Consider the following 16,086-nt stretch of genomic DNA (forward strand, 5'->3'; position numbering starts at 1 on the left):
AAATATCTTGCAACGGTCTTTATCATCCCGTCCGTATTGCCTAAATGCCACCCCCCTAAAAAACCGAACAAATCTGGTTAATGGTATCGTAATCATCAGTATCCAATCTGTCCAATTCTAAAACCGATAATTGAGTAATGAAAGCGATATACCTTAAACTAAAGTTGCCCGCATCTTTCTGAACATCCAGACCAGACATTACATTGGCTTTTTCCGAGGGGCGGATACGAGACCTAAAAGAAACGGTATAAACTCCTAATTCCTTATCCTTACTTTCCGTTTCCAATGGCTGACGCAAGGTGTAGGTAGGATGGTCTTTGTCGTCAAAAACCACAAGACCGTCTTGAATGGCTTCTATAACGTCTATATAATCCTCTGGAATGTCCTCTAATTTAATTTTGCCCCTTCTTATGTCTTTGGCATTGTGCTTTTTTAAGAACTTGGTAAACTCTATTATAGCCACCTCTTTTGAGATGGCTTTTTTTTCATCTGTTTTCATATAGTATGCTTATTATATTGGTTCCAAAATACCACTACCGCCCACTTTTAGGGTCATTTGTGGATTGTTGGTGTTAAAATTAAGGTCGCCAACAGGCTTGCCTTTGCCTTTATACACCACCCCATTGATAATGGAAATGGTCCACACTCCCAACTCTGGGGATTTTGATAATAAAGGAAGGTTTTTAACCTCATTTTCCGAAGCCATGTCCACCGCCACAGGTCCTTCCAATGACCATCTTTTACGGTTTACCTGATCTATCATTTCCCCACCGCCCGTAATGGCATCATCATCATCATTGGCACGGAAGCCTCCTGGGTTGATGGTAAAATCCTCATTGGCCTTTGCTTGGAAGCGGAACGTTCCAAGACTGTGTTTACATACGATTTCGGTTATGTCACCTCCTGAATATACTGGCATGATATTTTATTTTAAATTATTGAATATGATTAAAAGCCGGCTTCTACATCCGTTGATTCTATACGGGCAATACCGGTTCGCTTGTACCTAAAGAAAGTCTCGAACCTATCTGGATTGGTCTCGCTTATTTCTACTCTTAAACTTTCTTTAGAGTAGTCTGGGTCATTGATCAACGCCTTTACTCCCAAATCAATAAAGAGTTCTTGTACCCTGCCTTTCCATTCTTTTGGCTTAATAGCCTTGGGGGCATCTGTAGCCTGTTCATCCCTGACCAACACATGGTCTTTTACAAACAAATTTTCCAAAGTTCTATAGCTGTCTGCCACGTTCCAATCCAAATTAAGATTGCGCACATAGGCATATTGTAATGGGCTCTCCCCGTCTGGGTGGTATGTAGTAACAAAATCCTGTATAACATACCTTCCATTAGCTAATAACACGGTTGAAGCTCCTTTTTTTACCAAAAAGTCCCTGTTTTCATAATCTCCCATATCTCCTATTAACCCATCTACTGGTACAGGCATATCTGGATAAGACTTGTTGTTTACATCTAAATGGGGGGTGTCTTGCATGGTACGGGCAAAAAGCAAGGCGGCATTAGCAGCAGCTTCCCACGGAAATGCTTCCGATTTTGGAGCTGGGCACAATATGTTGGTAACTTGATCTTTACGTGCTGCGGCATCTGTAATAGTTGCAATATCATCCTTATCATCTTCTACACTACCAAACAAAGCTGCAAATGGTTTAAATATTTGCCCATTATATCTCCCCGTTGGGTTGTCTGGATCGGGCACACCGTTAAATGTTTCCAAGGCTGCAAATTGGTCCGTTCCATAAGAGTTTATTACCACCGTATACCAAGTGTCCCCAAACAGGCTTAATGCTGCGGACAAAGAGACTGTACCTGTACCGTCTGTAGTGTCTGTCTGTGAATAGGACAAGCCAGCGGCAACCGTATATTCTATGGCTGTTTGCAGATTAACAGAGGTGGCACCTCCCCATTTAGTGGTCAAGGTTAATACCCCAAGTGCTGCAACTGCAGTAACAGGGCTGTTTAATACGGCATTTATGGCATCTGCCATTTTAGAGGCAATTACCGTGGCAGTATCCCCAGATACCACTGCGTAATTATAATCTATAAAATCCAACGAGGTACGCCCTGCAATCCTAATGGTATGGGTGGCATTGGCATTAGCGGAACCTGTTATGGTCCACTCATGCACGGTGGCCGTTGCGGCAGGGTCGCTTGCCTGTGGAAATGCTACTGTTGGGATACCACCAACACCTTCACTGGTGGTTGGTCTAAGTATCCTAAATATTTGATGTAAAGGACTGCCGTACCCATACAGTTCCCCCGCTTCTTTAGCGGATGTAATTTCCTTTGGTGCAGTGACCAATCCTGTTTGTTCGGCGGTATTTGCCTCTCCTAAAACAGCAATTATCTGTGGAAGGTTTTCCGTATTGTTGCTAAAAAACCCTTTTTTGATTTTGTAACCCGATGTCCTGGATTTTCTTTCCAAGCCCACCGCTGTGGATATTGCAGTCATGCTTTTTTTTTTAGTTGAATTCTAATTATTTTATATACTCGTATTTATATCCTAAGTCCGTATCTCCCAACTTTACATTTGTAAGATTTTCCGATAGCGGAGCAGATTCCCATAATGGGTTGTTTTCAAAAATCCGTACCCTAAATGCTATGCGGGCCATCCTCACATTTCTACCGTCTTGGTTGCCCTCTACATCCCACATTTGTATGTTTTCTATGGACGTACCACCTATAATGCCTTGTGGGAGCAACAAAATATTGTATTTGGTGGAGCTCAATATATAATCTACCCACCCCGCATACCTTTGTACCAACTTAGAGGATTCCGTGTCCCCTCTTTTTCCAAGAGAGGAGGGTGATGTACCATAAATGTCTATATGGTACAGACTGCCCCCGTGGGTATGTGCCTGGGTATGTTGGTCCCTATTGGTGCCATCATACATTACATTTAACATAACCCCTTCCCCTTTGTCATAAGGAACGCTCCTTTCGTTAAATGCGTTAAAAACGTCCAAAAGTCCTTTTAAGGTGATTTGGTTGGCAATTTCCATGGCCAATATGGCTCCTATTTGTTCCCCTACGACCTCAAAGGCTTGTTTTGGTATGCTTTCTATTATCAATGGCATCTTATGGTGTATAATCTGTTAATAAACATACTATAAGCCCCAGGGTCTCATCTGGAAAATGTTCAGCAATGATATAGTCCTTTAGGTTGTCCGTACTGTCTTTAAAGCTCACCAAATGGTTTCTAAGGTTTACTTCCCCATTAGCATCCCTTACGGTGTACCCTTGGGCGGTTAGGTCGGATTCATCAATACAGATATGAACGTTTTTTGTGTTTATGGGTTGGCCATCTGTATCAAAACTTATATGATGTTTGGTGGCTAAACCCGTTGTATTTATTGTTGTGCCCCCGTCTGGGGTCTTTAGGATAATATCCTCTTGAAAACCGCCTTTGGTCACATACTTTTTGGCATCTGCCTTGGCGGCTTTTAAGATTGATCCTTGCACGGTTTAATCTTCTTTTGGTTCCAAGAGGTTTGCCAATTCTTCATTGGTGGTCTCCTCTGTGAACTCAATATTTGCCTCTTTAGCCTTTGCTTCTAACTCCACCCGGATTTGTTTTGTGGAAATAGCTCTTTCCAAATCCTCATTGGTAGTGTCCTCTGTGAACTCAATTCCATTTTCTTTAGCTTTACCCTCTAGCTCCTCCCGTTCTTTTTTAGCAACTAAAAATTCATTGATGGCGGCCTTTCTTTTATCATTGTTGGAGTGTTCCCCTGTTAATGTTAGACCAATTTCCTTGGCATAGGCCAGCAACTCATCTTTGTTCATGTCCTTTACAGCCTTGAGGCTGTCCAAACCGGAACCTGAACCATCATCTGTTTTGGCTTTTTTCCATTCTTTAACCTCATCCTCCGTAGCTTTTTTTATAAAGCCTTGTTTTTCCAGGTCTTTGGCATTGCCATTTAGGTCTGATTCTGAAACAATATCATTAAAACGGGCCACCCTGTTTCCTTTTAGGGCGTGTGCGATAACTGCTATTTTGTACATTCTTATAATATTTAATGCCATGCAAGGCGTTGATTTTTTTTTAATGAACAAGGGGTGTCTTGTCAGGTTCCCCCTTGTTCTTGCTTTGTGGCCGTTTCCCATTTTCTAAGCACCTGCAGCAAACGGCTTCCTTCTCTATTTTTTGTAGCGGGGACCGGACTCGAACCGATGACCTGGAGATTATGAGACTCCCGAGCTACCAACTGCTCTACCCCACGATTTTAAGAAAGCCCTACCTATTAATAGGGCTTTTGATTTTTATAGTTCCCTCACAACTATAGCTCCGAAAGACCATCACGAGCACGTCTATAATTATTTATGGGGAGTTTCTGAAAGTCGCTTTGCGTATTATAATTTATTTTAGGTCCTTCCAAGGGGGTAATCACATTTAAGCTACCTAAGCTATTCTCATTGATTAAATATTCCTCGTTAAGGGTATAAACAAGATTTGTTGAATTCCATTCTGAGGAATCCAAAACACTATTGGATTCATAAATGGACAACACACCTTGGATTTCTGTTGTAACAACAGCATCCACCATGCTTAAATCTTGATCAACTACTTCAATTGAATTTTGCACTGGGTCGAGGGTAGTTTGCCCGATTCCCATAAAACTGATGGCTACCACCAGAAATGTAAAGAGTGCTTTTAGAGGTTTCACTTTATTGTTGAATAAATATTAAAGTCTTTTTTAAAAAAGCCCTACCCTTTTACCTGTAGGGCTTTTTGAGAACACTATATGAAAATGAAAAAAATTATTCTTCTACTTTTAGAGTATATACTCTATCTATGCTTACCGGAACGGCAAGTGGTGCTGAACAAATCTCGAACCAATGAGCTTTTTTCTTAGGATCTACATAGTTGTTCATGTAAAATTCCGCTTCCATTTGTTGAATGTATTCCGGATATTCCGCATTGCCCTTGTCTCTCTTGATTGCGGGTACACCAGCATAGGATGTGGAGGCTTTAAAATCCCTTGGTAACAACACTGCATTTTTAGGGTCTATATATTCTTTATAAGTACCTGCGGGTTGTTCGTAGAAATCATCATATGTCCACAAGTCCACATTCCCATTTTTAGTAGATATTCTACCGTGGAAGTTTAACCCCGTGGTGTTATCAAACTTAGTAGTTCCTATTTCCAGAATATTAATTCTTCTAAAATCCGCTGCGGCTTTTACTTGGGCATTGTTCATAAAATTAGCAAATGCTGTTTCTCCTAAAATAAGATCAAAAGAACGACTAGCGGATTTACCCTCTTGGCGGATAAACTTAATACCTGCGGCAATATCATCCAAAGGCTTACCTGCAGCATTAGACCATACATCTGTACCTGTTTTAGCAGATATAGATGCAGCTTTGCGCTTATAGTCTATATTGTCCCCGTTGGTTAAAGTAACAATACCTGTTTGCAAAGCCTGTGAACGCTGTAATTCTATGGCTCTTTGTATTTTATACTTCAATGTGTTTAACCTACGGGTAGCGGCCGCAATCATGGCGAATGCCTGACTTTGGCTTGGATTGTTACGATGTCCAAAGGTTACATTGTAATACTCTACCGAACTGAAATCAAAGATTTCCTCAAAATACGGAGGTTGGTACAATTTCTCTGTGGAATTGGAAAAAGTATTGATGTTGCCACCTGTGTTTCTTTGAACGTCCACAGCAACCAATTGCATGTTTCTTTCCACCTCTATTCCTACCAGCTTGTCCTGAGTTGTAAAACTTGGAAACCAAGAGGACAACCCTAATACCGGTGCGCTATCATCACTAAATTGGGCAATGATACGGCTTGTAATATTCTGCTTATGTTGATTTAAAGTTATCATGGCTTAATTGTCTGTTTTAGTATGTTCTGTTACGGCTTGAAGCTCAAAACCTAAAGCCTTTAAAATGTCTCCCACTGTTTTACCTCCAGCTACAGGTACGGTATCCATTGTTACCCCTGATGGCAAAGTGATAAGATTTTGATTAATGGTGCCACCATGACCATATTTTACCGTAGTGTCCACCCCATCTGCAATGCCTGTGATATCTTCTTGGGTAGCAATAACACCAACAATATTAGCTAAAGTAGCACCAGATACCGCTGGTATTAATTTCGTTGGGTTGGCAGTATCTCTAATAACCACTAAACCAGGTTTAAGGTCATACGCACCTCCAGTGTTGTTGTTAAATATTCCATCTGAATATTTATTGTCAAACAAGAAAATGTGTTTGTGGGAAATGTCCACAAAACTTTGGTTTCTTGTATTGTCCCTTTGTGTAAACTCGTTCAACATGATTATACAGCTTTTAGTTTATTATCTACATTAGCATAGAAGCTATCTACTTCTGTTTGGTTCTCTGCCTCCCCCTCTTTTTCTTGGATGGCAGTTTCTTGGGTAGAAATTGCCTCAGCACTATCTCCCTCTAATTTTTTAAGTTCTTTTTTGGAGTTACCCTCCACTAAAAGTTCCTCTCGTTCTGTGGCGGTAATCTCTTTACCTGCCTTTATGCCCTCTACCACTTTCTCCGAATTGGTGGCGTGGTGGGCCAACCATGCACCTGCACGGTCTTTTTCAGCATTTATACCCGCATTGAAAATACTTTTGTACGTCTCCGGATGGTTCTGCTTTAATTCTTCTACAGTCATTGTATTAGATTTAGATTTAACATTATTTATATTTGACCCGGAGGTCCTTTTATTATTTTTAAAAGCTAAGGTTACTACCTGATCAAAAGATTTAAAACCATCAATAAAGGTGCCTACTGCATTTTTAGCAAAAAGATGATGTCCATCATCAAATTTACTTCCCTTTAGTTGGGGTCGGTTTTTAAGGGTCTTTTTTATAAAATCCTCATTAATAGGGTCCAATAAATCATTTATGATTATATCATAATTATCATTATTCAAAGCCTCCTCAAAATCCCTGTTTTTTTTGACCGATTTAGTGGCATATAGTCTTATGTTTTTTGTGCCGTCTGGGTCAGTAGAATTAGCTACCTTTCCATCAAAAGCTACCATTGTGCCCACAGAACCCACTATACTCATTTTGTCTACTGCGTGGATGGTATTGCATGCAGATAGAATGCCATAACAAGCGGATGCCGCCATGCCGCCCTGTTCTATAAATCCATGTACGGGTTTAGTCTCCCTTACATTTAAAATAGTATTCATTAATATATCTACCGCCGAAGATGATCCACCACCTGAATCTGCAGATATGACAAAAGATTTTATTCTATCGTCTGTGGCCATTTTAGCCATTAAAGAGGCTAAATCTACCATACCATATGTGGATAACCCCCCGTTTTTAGTAATGGGCCCGTTTAGGTTGATTATACCAACACCATCAAAATCATCATTATTATCTAATTGTCCAGGGTTTCTATCTGTTCCAAATGGCCTGGTTATAACTCTTTTATCCTTGCTTTCTACCAAAACAAAAGGGGAGTTATTTTTAACTTCTGGAATTTCTAATTGAACCCCATTGCGGAAATCTTTTAACAGAGACATATAAGACGGTAGCGTGAATTGATCTACACACCATGGGTTTGCTTTGTAAATTTCCAATGCTAATCTTGGGTTCATTGTTTTGGTATCCGCTCTTTATGCGATTGATCAAAACTATGTGAAATAAACTCCAAATATTTTGAGAAAAGAAAAGGGCATAAAAAAACCACCTTTTACAGTGGCTTTTATTTTTAGTGGACAACCGAGGCGGTTAAATGAGAGTTAATCGTAAATCCCTATTGAGTTCATACGTTAAAAAGTAAAAAAAGAAGGTGGCCCTCATGGATTTGGATAGTTCCCTTTTACCATTGAGTATTAAACTTAATGAGGATTTGTCCACAGCCAATTGTTTTATGAGATCATTGCGTTTTATGCCAAATTCCTCCATGCGTTGAAAAATCCAATTTAGGTCTATGGTATCTACATCTAAAGAAAATACAACTGGAATGATTTTTGCTTCTGGAAAAATTTCTTTTGCCCTATCATATAGCTGTTTATTGTTTAAAATATACCCATTAACAAGTCTATTTTGTGTGATACGTACCGTATTTTCTACAGGAAAATCTATATCTATACCTGCAGATTTATAGTTAACTATGCTTTTAGCTTGGGATTTTTTTATTTTCATTTTTATGTTCTTTTTGTCCAATTGACATACCTTTGCTTTAACCAACCGTCCAAGGCTGTTTGTACAGTGTTTTCTACCTCAAAATTGGTAGAAATTATATAATTTTCTTCTAAAAACCCACCGTAGTAATTAGCGTCTACAAAATCGTGTAAATGAGAAAAAGAGTTAGGGAATTTAGGTATTACACCTTTTTTTATGTCTGATAAAATTTCTTTTTTAGCGCGTTCTATTATTTTTTTTATATCCATGATTTTTAATTAATAACAGGGGTGGGGGCAAAAGCCCCCTTATTTAATCTTTATTTCTTTTAGGTTTGTTAAATCGAAAATTGCAAGTTGTTTGTTTTGTTTTGCAAAATCCATTGCCAAATGTAATTCTGAGTTTTTAAAGAGTTTCACACTATCAAAGTAATAATACCCCTCGTTGGATAACCACCCACCTACTATTTTTTGATGGTTCATTGCGTGTTGCAAGGCTACTGTTAAGCCTTGTTTGTTAAAACAGTCTTGTATTGCCATATATGCCACACATATACCAAATTTAACGGGTCTCATGGTTTCTATGTTTATTGTAAAACCGTAAGGGTTTTTTTGCGAGTATTCCCAAACTCGATCAAATAGTTGTTTCATTTTTGTAACTTTTTTTGTTTATCATTATTTCAAAGAACCCCTGTTGTTATTACTGATGTAAAAATACAAAAAAGTTTGCATTACGCAAACTTTTTTTAAATTATTTTAGAAAAGATTTTTTTAGTAGTAATAACTGTCTGCCATCATCTCATCTTTCATTTTTTTAGTAATCATTTCTATTTCCTTTATGCAATAGTAGCCTCTTGATTTTGTCATTTTTCTTCCATGTATAAAATATGATTGTCCTATTTTAATAACGCTTGTATAATACGAACGGTAACCTATTAAATAAGAAACGTTTACTCTGTCCAATTTAGAAAAATATTCTTTTTCTAATTCTTCTACTTTCTTTGTTAATTGAACATACGCTTCATAATCCCCGTTGTATTTGGCATTTTCAGCATTATTACTTAAACTTTTTTTTAACTCTTGTTTTGTTGTGAACTCTTTAATTGTTGTTTTCATTTTTGTAACTTTTATTGTTTGACAAATCAAAGATACTAAAAAGTTTGCTTAACGCAAACTTTTATTAAAAATAATATGTTAAATTTTAAAAAGGAGGGGTTTCTTTTGGTATTCTTTCTAATTGCACCCTAAGATTATTGAGGGTATGGAATTTTCCTTTTATCCAATACCCTACACTTCTACCATTAACAGTCTTTTTAATTTTTCTGCCAGTTCTAACATTAAATAGCTTTCCACATTCTGACCACTTATAATAAGTGTGTTCTTTGTGTTGCCATTTTAAATTGTAACTAACTGCTATTTTCAAACCGTAACTTGCTATTAATGTGTGTGTTTTGCCTTGGTAAAGGTGTTTATATCTATGTGTTATATGCAAGCGCACAATCTAAACTCACTCAAGCCCTATATTTTGCGCCAGCATATAACATCGTATAAAATGTATAGCTAACGTAGTCCCCTAATTCAAAGGCTTGTGTTTATTTGCACGTAACTATTTATTTTTTCCCACCCCTTTCTAACTCAACCTTAATAATCTTAACAACTTCGTTTTCATACTCGGTCTTTTTATCTCTAAAAGCGTATTGTATATGAGTATAGTCTAAATCACAACTTTTACACATTACTGGAAGGCTTCCAAATAACCTGTATTTGTCTAATTCTTTATTGTAGTATATGTATGCCATTAACTTACTTTTTTTACACTAACTTTTCTTCCAAATTCATCTGTATAAACATCCTTTACCTCGCCTTTATAATTATAATCGTATTCAAAATTGAATCTAATACCTCTAAAAGCATTCCAATCATCTGCTTTTAATTCATAAACATCTAAAGTTTCGTTGTAATCTTTATAGTTTCTAAAAGTCGCTATTCCTGAGCCAATTCCAGACAAACATCCTTTCGATGAAAATCTTTTTATTTTAAATTCTCTTTTTGGCTGGTTGGCATCTTTTCTAAGTTGTGATAAAGTTGACATATTTTTACTATTTGTTTATTACACTACAAATATATAACTTATTTTGTAATTACCAAATAAAAAAGCAAATTATTTTAATTATTTTGTAAATATTTTGGTTTTGCAAACCAATTCGCCACCGCTAAAAAATAAATAGTTACTTATTCGGTGTTTAAATCAAAGGTTCGTACTTCTTAATGCTACACATCTTATACTGTACGATGATGTCGAATACGCCTGCGGCGTACTTTTGTTGCACTGCTACCGCAGCCAACGCACCAAAAGCAAGTCGACATCATCGCCGCGCTCTGTCAGATTGCTAAATCCGTAGGATAAGAGAACTTTTGCCAATATCGCCGCCAAGGCTCTATCACTCGACATATCAAATGCTATATGCAATCTGGTCGACCAATTTTATTCCCAATAACGCAAAATCCAAAAGATACGGCCACTTCGTGGCCTTCTTGAGGTCTGTTATTTGGGACACAAATACCAAAAAAAGTCAAATTCCCAAATAACAGTCACCCGATTTTGCTATATTTCCTTAAAATTCGCCGGACTTCACATAGCGCGGCGTTAGCCTACAATAGCCATCGAGGCACGCAATCAAACCAGTAAAAAATTATAGGAATACTCCGCCACATTTTTTACCATTTGGTTGAGGCATTTTATCTTCATCACCTTTTTTGTGGCTTACACTAATCCTGCCACATTTAGAACATTTTAATTCAGTTTTTGAATTTAACCAGTCACTTGCTTTCATAATTTTTTAATAGTTTAAAAGATTGCTTATTGTAGGCTAACGGGCAACTTATGGCTCTGCATCAGCTAACGTAAGTTAATATTTATTTTGTTCTTTACTTATTCGAGGGCAACAGATAGCTAACATTTTGTAAAGCTTATAGATGCACAGCTCAATCGGCTTATACATGTCTGCTGCGCATCCACAAGCCTTACAAGTTGCCCGTTGTAGTGCATTTGCCTTTTTAAAAACCAAGCTGTACGTGTATGGCAAACGACACCACAACACGCTATATAGCCCATAATTCAAAAAGCCTTTGCGCTCTTTTGCAGCCGCTAAGGCAAAGAGTTGAGAAAAACAACACATTGCCTTTTGTCCGCCTACCGCTTTACTAACTTGGTTGTTTAACAATGGCAATGTTCTCTTTCTGGAAACATATCTTCATCAAAGTCCTTAACATCAAAAAATATTCTCGTTTCTGCCATAACTAAAGTTGCTATGTAAGAGCAAAATTTATTTTCTAAAACCCCTTTTGTAAACGGCATTTCTAAAGTAGCACCACCATCTAATGATATTTTCATAGTTCTTTCTCTTTGAGAAGAGTAGGTAAATGGTAAGCTATAGATAGTCCATCTTTTCTTTTTTGGTTCTTCATCGTTTTCGTCTCTGTGGTATCTGTCAAAATTTGATAAACCTATTTCATAATCATCCTTACCGTTATTTAAAACAATTCTTAAAAAAGAACCATCTTCTTTTACTACTTCTAAACTATAATCATCCCAATCGTTTTCATCGTGGTCAAAATCAGAACATTCAATAAACTTTTTTAATAAATCAGAAAAGTCAATTTCTTTTTCTGCTCTGGTTAAGAATTTAGTAACTAACGGCACAAATGTTTTAGCTACTGCCGTGTTTGCAATAGCATCAATCTCTTTTTGTAAAGAATCATTAATACTTGCTACAACATCTGGCAATTCAAAAGAAGTGTCAAAACCTCTTTGTTTTAAGTTTTCTTCAAGTGCTTTTTTATAAGGAGAGCTATATCCATTATAGAAGTCATTTAAAACACTTTCAGCACCTTTTTGTGCATACTCATTTGCTTTTTGTTGTAATAGTTCTGTGTCAATTACTGGTACAATGTTTTCCATTTTTAAATTTATTTAGTTATTAATATTTATTTCTTATTACCGCAACAGTTGCGAAAAGCAACCCTTGCTACGATGTATAATCCACCGCTATTTTTTAAATTACGTGCCATATAGCTATCCGTTAACGGCAAAACCTCAACATCACTCATTCCGCTGCGCTACATTCGCTCGTCTCGCATACGTAAAACAAAGCACTCCGTACTTTACCCGTTTCACTATTGCCGTTAACGAGGCTCGTGTACGTGAAAAATAGCCTTGCAGTTGCTGCGCAACTGACTTAAACGTTTTCCATACATTTCTTAACTATATAAGCAGCTAATCGGTAATCACTAAAATCTTCCTGTTCTCGATAATTTGAAAGTATTTTTTCAATCTTTGATATTCTTGCTTTGTTACCAATTTCTGCATTAAACCTATCAGCTTCCATTTTAGCCTTTATATGGTCTGGCAAATTGGCTTGTGCTTCATAATCAAAGGTTATAGACTTTGGTTTAATCCAAGCTTCTTTATTTCCTTCTAACCAATTTTTATGAACTCTTTGGCAATCTTGAACCCAATCAGGAGACATACCATTTTCTTTATTATTATCAGCCATTTTCTAAATATTTAAATATTTCTAAAACTATTATTACAAAAATTACTACAATCACAAAACCCATGATTTCGTACTTGTCTGGTATTAATCTATTTTTCATATCTACTTTGTTTTACTATGTCCGTTCAGCCGTTAACAATGTGTATTTACCATTGTTCAGGGTGGCTATTTTTCCCGTCCGTTGTTCTCTCAACTACTACTTTTTACAAGAATAAATTCTTGACAAAGCCCGTTGACCACAACGGATAAATACACGAGCCTCGTTAGCAGGCATAACCTCAACCTCAACACAATTTCGTCGTAAACTCCTCATTGCGTTATCGGTTTCACATACAGCAAACAAAACTACGTTTTACCTGTTTGCTTAATGCCTGCTAACGTTGCGCGGCCACTAAAAAAATATGCGTTGCAACCGCTACGCAGTTGACTTAGGTTTTTCCAGCATGTTTATCTTAGCTAATTCAAGACAATTTATTGCTTGGTCTATTTTTGATATATAGGCGCTTTTTAACATAAACTTATCTTTACGCCAAAAGGAAGTAATTGTATGCAGGTGATTTTCCGCCTTCATAATATTACTATGTACCAATACAGATTTTTTTGATTTGTTTTTAACCTTATCATCAGGAGTGTTTTCAAGTTTATAAGGCAGTTCTTTGTCATAACCGAGAATAAACCTGGTTATTTCTGGATTTTCTCTCATCCAGTGATTAACATCTTCAAAATCATCGCTCTGTGCATCTCTAAATATTTTTACAAGAATGTCTAATTTATCCATATCTGCTATTTTAAGTTATTATTCCATCGTTTAGTTTGCTTTATTGTATGTGGTGACGCCTGCTAACACAGCCTATATGCCATTTGCAATGGCACGCATATTTTTTTATCCGTTTGTTATTGTTGCTACTCTTTTGCTAAAGCGAGCTTTGCAAAAACGCAACCCACAAACGGCATATAGCCGCGCAACGTTAGCATTGATTTACCTCAGCTACGCTTCGGTTTTTTCACTACATAATTTTTTATATTTTTCTTGCCAATAGAGTAATTCAGATTCGTAGTATTTTAGTGAGAATCCACCTCTATCAAAAGTTTTTTTCTTTTCTACTTTGTCAGTAAAATAGTTTACAAACCATTCAACTGATTTAATGTTCCATTTTTCCATAAAAAATTATTCTCGTTAAAAACCACACACTACAGAACATATAGGGTCGTTCTCTATTCCAGGAGTTCCACAAAAACAATTATGCTCTATAGTTTCTAGTTCGCTTTTTTCACAACTTAGTAGTAATGTGAATATGATTATTGATATTAATAGTCTCATTTATTTTGCTTTAAAAAAGTTCTACAAATTCCGCCCATGTAATGTTTTTTATTTTTTCTGAACGAGCGAATTGGTCCAGATAAATATATTTGGCGGCTAAATTGTATACCCGCACATCCCAAAAGTGGTTTAATACCTGATTGTTCTTTTTTTCCCACTTAAACCCTACCACACTACCTTCTTTTATTTCTTCTACCCTACGCTCCCCCTCAAAATGTGTAAAGTAGCTGGCCATGGTATATTTGCCGCCTGTGGGTTGGGGAAAGTTCATAAACCCCGGGGGTTGATAGCCATCATTGCCGGGTCTTAATTTTATATAACTACTGAGTTCATCCTTTAATTGGTTGACCTCTAACAGGTATAATCCGTTGTTTTCTCTGGAGAGTTTTACTGCAGGGGTGTCTCTCATTAACTTTCTATAATTAACATCTCCTTCTCCTTTTATTCCATAAATAATCACATCTGAAATAGAATCTATAAATTGAAATGCTAAACGGGTAAAGAATCCTGTGTCCACCGTTGTTACCAACACACCCATATCCTGGTCTTTGGTTTCACACAGCCATCTTTTTCGCATTATTTTTTCAAACTCTGGCCATACACTATATTTGTGCCCATGGTTATAGGTCCACTTTATACGATCACCATCTGTTCTTTTTTCTAGTTCTGATTTGTCACGGGACCTTTTAAAGGTGCCTATACTACCATGGTCCACACTATAAGTTGCACCACTACGAGAGTGGGCAACGAGCTCCCAATCCAAACGGACATCTTCTCTCCTATACTCCATTATACCCCCAAGGTCACAGGCTAAAGTGAGCATTATTATTTCTCCGTTACCTTGTTCTATGGAGGTGATGTCTGGAACTATACCAGGGGTATAGGTACATGTATTTTTCATTAACTCATTGATACGTGGGGTTTCTCCTTTTTCTTGCCAGGTTTGCCCCATACGAATATTAAGGAACGTTTTTAATTTTCCGTTATCTACCACTCCATTAGGTGGTACAGCCTTTAACCATTTATATACCAAATCTTCCCAACTGGTGAACCCTGGGGGAATGATCAATGCATTTAAGTAATAGCTCCTAATCTCTGGGCGTGTTGGTTTTGCGGTAGGTATCCATTTTCCTTTTAAATTGAGGCTATACTTTTCTTTATATTCTATGCGGCCAGAACATAATTGGCACTCATAATGTACACTGCCTTTGATTAGCTCCCCGTTTTTATTGAGGGAGTATTTTATACCGCCGTAGGTTTTATCTTCTCTCTTTATTCTCCACTCTGGGGTTATAAACTTACCACAATGGGGGCATGGCCAATGCCATTTACGTTGGTCACCTTCCTCATAAATTGGTTCTATATTAGAGGTTTGTTTGGTGGCTGGGGTAGAAATGTAAAAAAGTTTTGAAACGTCACCATATGAGGTGGCCCGACCTTCTACCAACTCTCGGGTGGAACCTTCTTTTTTGTCGTCCCTTGGGGCGGCCTCCCAATCATCTGCAAAAATATATTTTACAGAAAATTGTCGCATCTTATCTGCGTTTTTGGTGCCTTGCATAATTAATTGCCCCCCCGCAAATTCTTTTCCCGTGGATGTATCTCCTGTTCGTTGGTTTCTTTTTCTAATTACATTAGGGCGAATAAGGTGGGCAATACCAGCACTTTCTATAATAGGATCCAAACGTGTCTCTATGGAGTTTTTACCTAATTCTTTATCCCCTGCCATAAAGAGGATTGGTCCAGGGTTTTCCGAAATAATCCAACATATGCCCGGAATGATAACCCCTTGTGTTAATCCACTTTGGGCACATTTCATAACGGCCACGGTTTGCACGGGGCTAGTAGGACTTAGACAATCTATAATTTCCCGACTATATGGGGAACGTTTGTAGCTAAAGGGACCTTGGTAACGAGAAACATCTGAGGATAGTTTTACGTATTCCTCTGTCCAATCACTAGGCATTTTTTTAATGGTCCGGAAATCAAACATATTGTCGTGTATCCGAGCATAGGAGTTTTGGTATATATCTGAAATCAACGTCATATTAATTTACATTTTATTCTAACTTGTTGTTTTGCAAAAT

23 protein-coding genes and 1 tRNA gene are annotated in these 16,086 nt (G+C 37.4%); all 24 read right to left on the reverse strand.

Annotated features, from left to right (window positions below; translation table 11 throughout):
• Positions 1-55: 55 nt before the first annotated feature.
• Positions 56-499, reverse strand: a complete 444-nt coding sequence (locus AC000W_RS14375) for a hypothetical protein (protein ID WP_474749270.1) — start codon at positions 497-499, stop codon at positions 56-58.
• A 12-nt stretch (positions 500-511) separates the two neighbouring features.
• Positions 512-919, reverse strand: a complete 408-nt coding sequence (locus AC000W_RS14380; protein WP_474749271.1) for a hypothetical protein — start codon at positions 917-919, stop codon at positions 512-514.
• A 29-nt stretch (positions 920-948) separates the two neighbouring features.
• Positions 949-2,466: a hypothetical protein gene (locus AC000W_RS14385; RefSeq protein WP_474749272.1), complete on the reverse strand. Its 1,518-nt coding sequence runs from the start codon at positions 2,464-2,466 to the stop codon at positions 949-951.
• Positions 2,467-2,491: 25 nt separating this feature from the next.
• Positions 2,492-3,091 carry a hypothetical protein gene (locus tag AC000W_RS14390; protein ID WP_474749274.1) on the reverse strand — a complete coding sequence of 200 codons (600 nt, stop codon included), beginning with the start codon at positions 3,089-3,091 and terminating at the stop codon, positions 2,492-2,494.
• 1 nt (position 3,092) lies between these two features.
• Positions 3,093-3,476: a hypothetical protein gene (locus AC000W_RS14395; protein WP_474749275.1), complete on the reverse strand. Its 384-nt coding sequence runs from the start codon at positions 3,474-3,476 to the stop codon at positions 3,093-3,095.
• A 3-nt stretch (positions 3,477-3,479) separates the two neighbouring features.
• Positions 3,480-4,019: a hypothetical protein gene (locus AC000W_RS14400; RefSeq protein WP_476658685.1), complete on the reverse strand. Its 540-nt coding sequence runs from the start codon at positions 4,017-4,019 to the stop codon at positions 3,480-3,482.
• 145 nt (positions 4,020-4,164) lie between these two features.
• Positions 4,165-4,237: transfer RNA gene (locus AC000W_RS14405), tRNA-Met, on the reverse strand.
• Between the two features lie 57 nt (positions 4,238-4,294).
• Positions 4,295-4,681, reverse strand: coding sequence for a hypothetical protein (locus tag AC000W_RS14410; protein ID WP_474749278.1), 387 nt, complete (start codon positions 4,679-4,681; stop codon positions 4,295-4,297).
• Between the two features lie 94 nt (positions 4,682-4,775).
• On the reverse strand, positions 4,776-5,849 hold the full coding sequence (locus AC000W_RS14415; RefSeq protein ID WP_474749279.1) for a major capsid protein: 1,074 nt from the start codon (positions 5,847-5,849) through the stop codon (positions 4,776-4,778).
• 3 nt (positions 5,850-5,852) lie between these two features.
• Complete coding sequence (locus AC000W_RS14420) at positions 5,853-6,302, reverse strand: hypothetical protein (RefSeq protein WP_474749281.1); 450 nt, start codon at positions 6,300-6,302, stop codon at positions 5,853-5,855.
• Between the two features lie 2 nt (positions 6,303-6,304).
• Positions 6,305-7,594, reverse strand: coding sequence for a Clp protease/crotonase-like domain-containing protein (locus tag AC000W_RS14425; RefSeq protein ID WP_474749282.1), 1,290 nt, complete (start codon positions 7,592-7,594; stop codon positions 6,305-6,307).
• 133 nt (positions 7,595-7,727) lie between these two features.
• Positions 7,728-8,144, reverse strand: a complete 417-nt coding sequence (locus AC000W_RS14430) for a hypothetical protein (RefSeq protein ID WP_474749283.1) — start codon at positions 8,142-8,144, stop codon at positions 7,728-7,730.
• A gap of 2 nt (positions 8,145-8,146) precedes the next feature.
• Positions 8,147-8,392, reverse strand: a complete 246-nt coding sequence (locus AC000W_RS14435) for a hypothetical protein (RefSeq protein WP_474749285.1) — start codon at positions 8,390-8,392, stop codon at positions 8,147-8,149.
• A 39-nt stretch (positions 8,393-8,431) separates the two neighbouring features.
• Positions 8,432-8,773 (reverse strand): hypothetical protein, encoded by a 342-nt coding sequence (locus AC000W_RS14440; RefSeq protein ID WP_474749286.1) that lies wholly within the window; start codon positions 8,771-8,773, stop codon positions 8,432-8,434.
• 120 nt (positions 8,774-8,893) lie between these two features.
• A complete protein-coding gene (locus AC000W_RS14445) occupies positions 8,894-9,238 on the reverse strand; it encodes a hypothetical protein (protein ID WP_474749287.1) in 345 nt (114 codons plus the stop codon).
• Positions 9,239-9,323: 85 nt separating this feature from the next.
• Positions 9,324-9,545, reverse strand: a complete 222-nt coding sequence (locus tag AC000W_RS14450; protein ID WP_474749288.1) for a hypothetical protein — start codon at positions 9,543-9,545, stop codon at positions 9,324-9,326.
• Positions 9,546-9,732: 187 nt separating this feature from the next.
• Positions 9,733-9,921 (reverse strand): hypothetical protein, encoded by a 189-nt coding sequence (locus AC000W_RS14455; RefSeq protein ID WP_474749290.1) that lies wholly within the window; start codon positions 9,919-9,921, stop codon positions 9,733-9,735.
• Entirely contained in the window at positions 9,921-10,214 is a 294-nt protein-coding gene (locus AC000W_RS14460; RefSeq protein ID WP_474749291.1) for a hypothetical protein, read from the reverse strand. The genes AC000W_RS14455 and AC000W_RS14460 overlap by 1 nt, the downstream gene beginning before the upstream one ends.
• A gap of 601 nt (positions 10,215-10,815) precedes the next feature.
• Entirely contained in the window at positions 10,816-10,956 is a 141-nt protein-coding gene (locus AC000W_RS14465) for a hypothetical protein (RefSeq protein ID WP_474749292.1), read from the reverse strand.
• A 383-nt stretch (positions 10,957-11,339) separates the two neighbouring features.
• The gene (locus AC000W_RS14470) at positions 11,340-12,083 is read right to left on the reverse strand and encodes a hypothetical protein (protein WP_474749294.1); all 744 of its coding nucleotides are present in this window, start codon (positions 12,081-12,083) and stop codon (positions 11,340-11,342) included.
• A 277-nt stretch (positions 12,084-12,360) separates the two neighbouring features.
• Positions 12,361-12,678 (reverse strand): hypothetical protein, encoded by a 318-nt coding sequence (locus tag AC000W_RS14475; protein WP_474749295.1) that lies wholly within the window; start codon positions 12,676-12,678, stop codon positions 12,361-12,363.
• Positions 12,679-13,093: 415 nt separating this feature from the next.
• On the reverse strand, positions 13,094-13,456 hold the full coding sequence (locus tag AC000W_RS14480; RefSeq protein ID WP_474749297.1) for a hypothetical protein: 363 nt from the start codon (positions 13,454-13,456) through the stop codon (positions 13,094-13,096).
• A gap of 210 nt (positions 13,457-13,666) precedes the next feature.
• Positions 13,667-13,840, reverse strand: a complete 174-nt coding sequence (locus AC000W_RS14485) for a hypothetical protein (protein WP_474749298.1) — start codon at positions 13,838-13,840, stop codon at positions 13,667-13,669.
• A gap of 169 nt (positions 13,841-14,009) precedes the next feature.
• Entirely contained in the window at positions 14,010-16,046 is a 2,037-nt protein-coding gene (locus AC000W_RS14490) for a terminase gpA endonuclease subunit (protein WP_474749299.1), read from the reverse strand.
• Between the last annotated feature and the right edge of the window lie 40 nt (positions 16,047-16,086).

Source organism: Saonia sp., assembly GCF_056326165.1.

Coding starts and splice junctions, on each gene's coding strand:
- AC000W_RS14375 (WP_474749270.1), bottom strand. CDS start 499: ATGAAAACAGATGAAAAAAAAGCCATCTCAAAAGAGGTGGCTATAATA.
- AC000W_RS14380 (WP_474749271.1), bottom strand. CDS start 919: ATGCCAGTATATTCAGGAGGTGACATAACCGAAATCGTATGTAAACAC.
- AC000W_RS14385 (WP_474749272.1), bottom strand. CDS start 2,466: ATGACTGCAATATCCACAGCGGTGGGCTTGGAAAGAAAATCCAGGACA.
- AC000W_RS14390 (WP_474749274.1), bottom strand. CDS start 3,091: ATGCCATTGATAATAGAAAGCATACCAAAACAAGCCTTTGAGGTCGTA.
- AC000W_RS14400 (WP_476658685.1), bottom strand. CDS start 4,019: ATGTACAAAATAGCAGTTATCGCACACGCCCTAAAAGGAAACAGGGTG.
- AC000W_RS14415 (WP_474749279.1), bottom strand. CDS start 5,849: ATGATAACTTTAAATCAACATAAGCAGAATATTACAAGCCGTATCATT.
- AC000W_RS14420 (WP_474749281.1), bottom strand. CDS start 6,302: ATGTTGAACGAGTTTACACAAAGGGACAATACAAGAAACCAAAGTTTT.
- AC000W_RS14425 (WP_474749282.1), bottom strand. CDS start 7,594: ATGAACCCAAGATTAGCATTGGAAATTTACAAAGCAAACCCATGGTGT.
- AC000W_RS14430 (WP_474749283.1), bottom strand. CDS start 8,144: ATGAAAATAAAAAAATCCCAAGCTAAAAGCATAGTTAACTATAAATCT.
- AC000W_RS14435 (WP_474749285.1), bottom strand. CDS start 8,392: ATGGATATAAAAAAAATAATAGAACGCGCTAAAAAAGAAATTTTATCA.
- AC000W_RS14440 (WP_474749286.1), bottom strand. CDS start 8,773: ATGAAACAACTATTTGATCGAGTTTGGGAATACTCGCAAAAAAACCCT.
- AC000W_RS14445 (WP_474749287.1), bottom strand. CDS start 9,238: ATGAAAACAACAATTAAAGAGTTCACAACAAAACAAGAGTTAAAAAAA.
- AC000W_RS14455 (WP_474749290.1), bottom strand. CDS start 9,921: ATGGCATACATATACTACAATAAAGAATTAGACAAATACAGGTTATTT.
- AC000W_RS14460 (WP_474749291.1), bottom strand. CDS start 10,214: ATGTCAACTTTATCACAACTTAGAAAAGATGCCAACCAGCCAAAAAGA.
- AC000W_RS14465 (WP_474749292.1), bottom strand. CDS start 10,956: ATGAAAGCAAGTGACTGGTTAAATTCAAAAACTGAATTAAAATGTTCT.
- AC000W_RS14470 (WP_474749294.1), bottom strand. CDS start 12,083: ATGGAAAACATTGTACCAGTAATTGACACAGAACTATTACAACAAAAA.
- AC000W_RS14475 (WP_474749295.1), bottom strand. CDS start 12,678: ATGGCTGATAATAATAAAGAAAATGGTATGTCTCCTGATTGGGTTCAA.
- AC000W_RS14480 (WP_474749297.1), bottom strand. CDS start 13,456: ATGGATAAATTAGACATTCTTGTAAAAATATTTAGAGATGCACAGAGC.
- AC000W_RS14485 (WP_474749298.1), bottom strand. CDS start 13,840: ATGGAAAAATGGAACATTAAATCAGTTGAATGGTTTGTAAACTATTTT.
- AC000W_RS14490 (WP_474749299.1), bottom strand. CDS start 16,046: ATGACGTTGATTTCAGATATATACCAAAACTCCTATGCTCGGATACAC.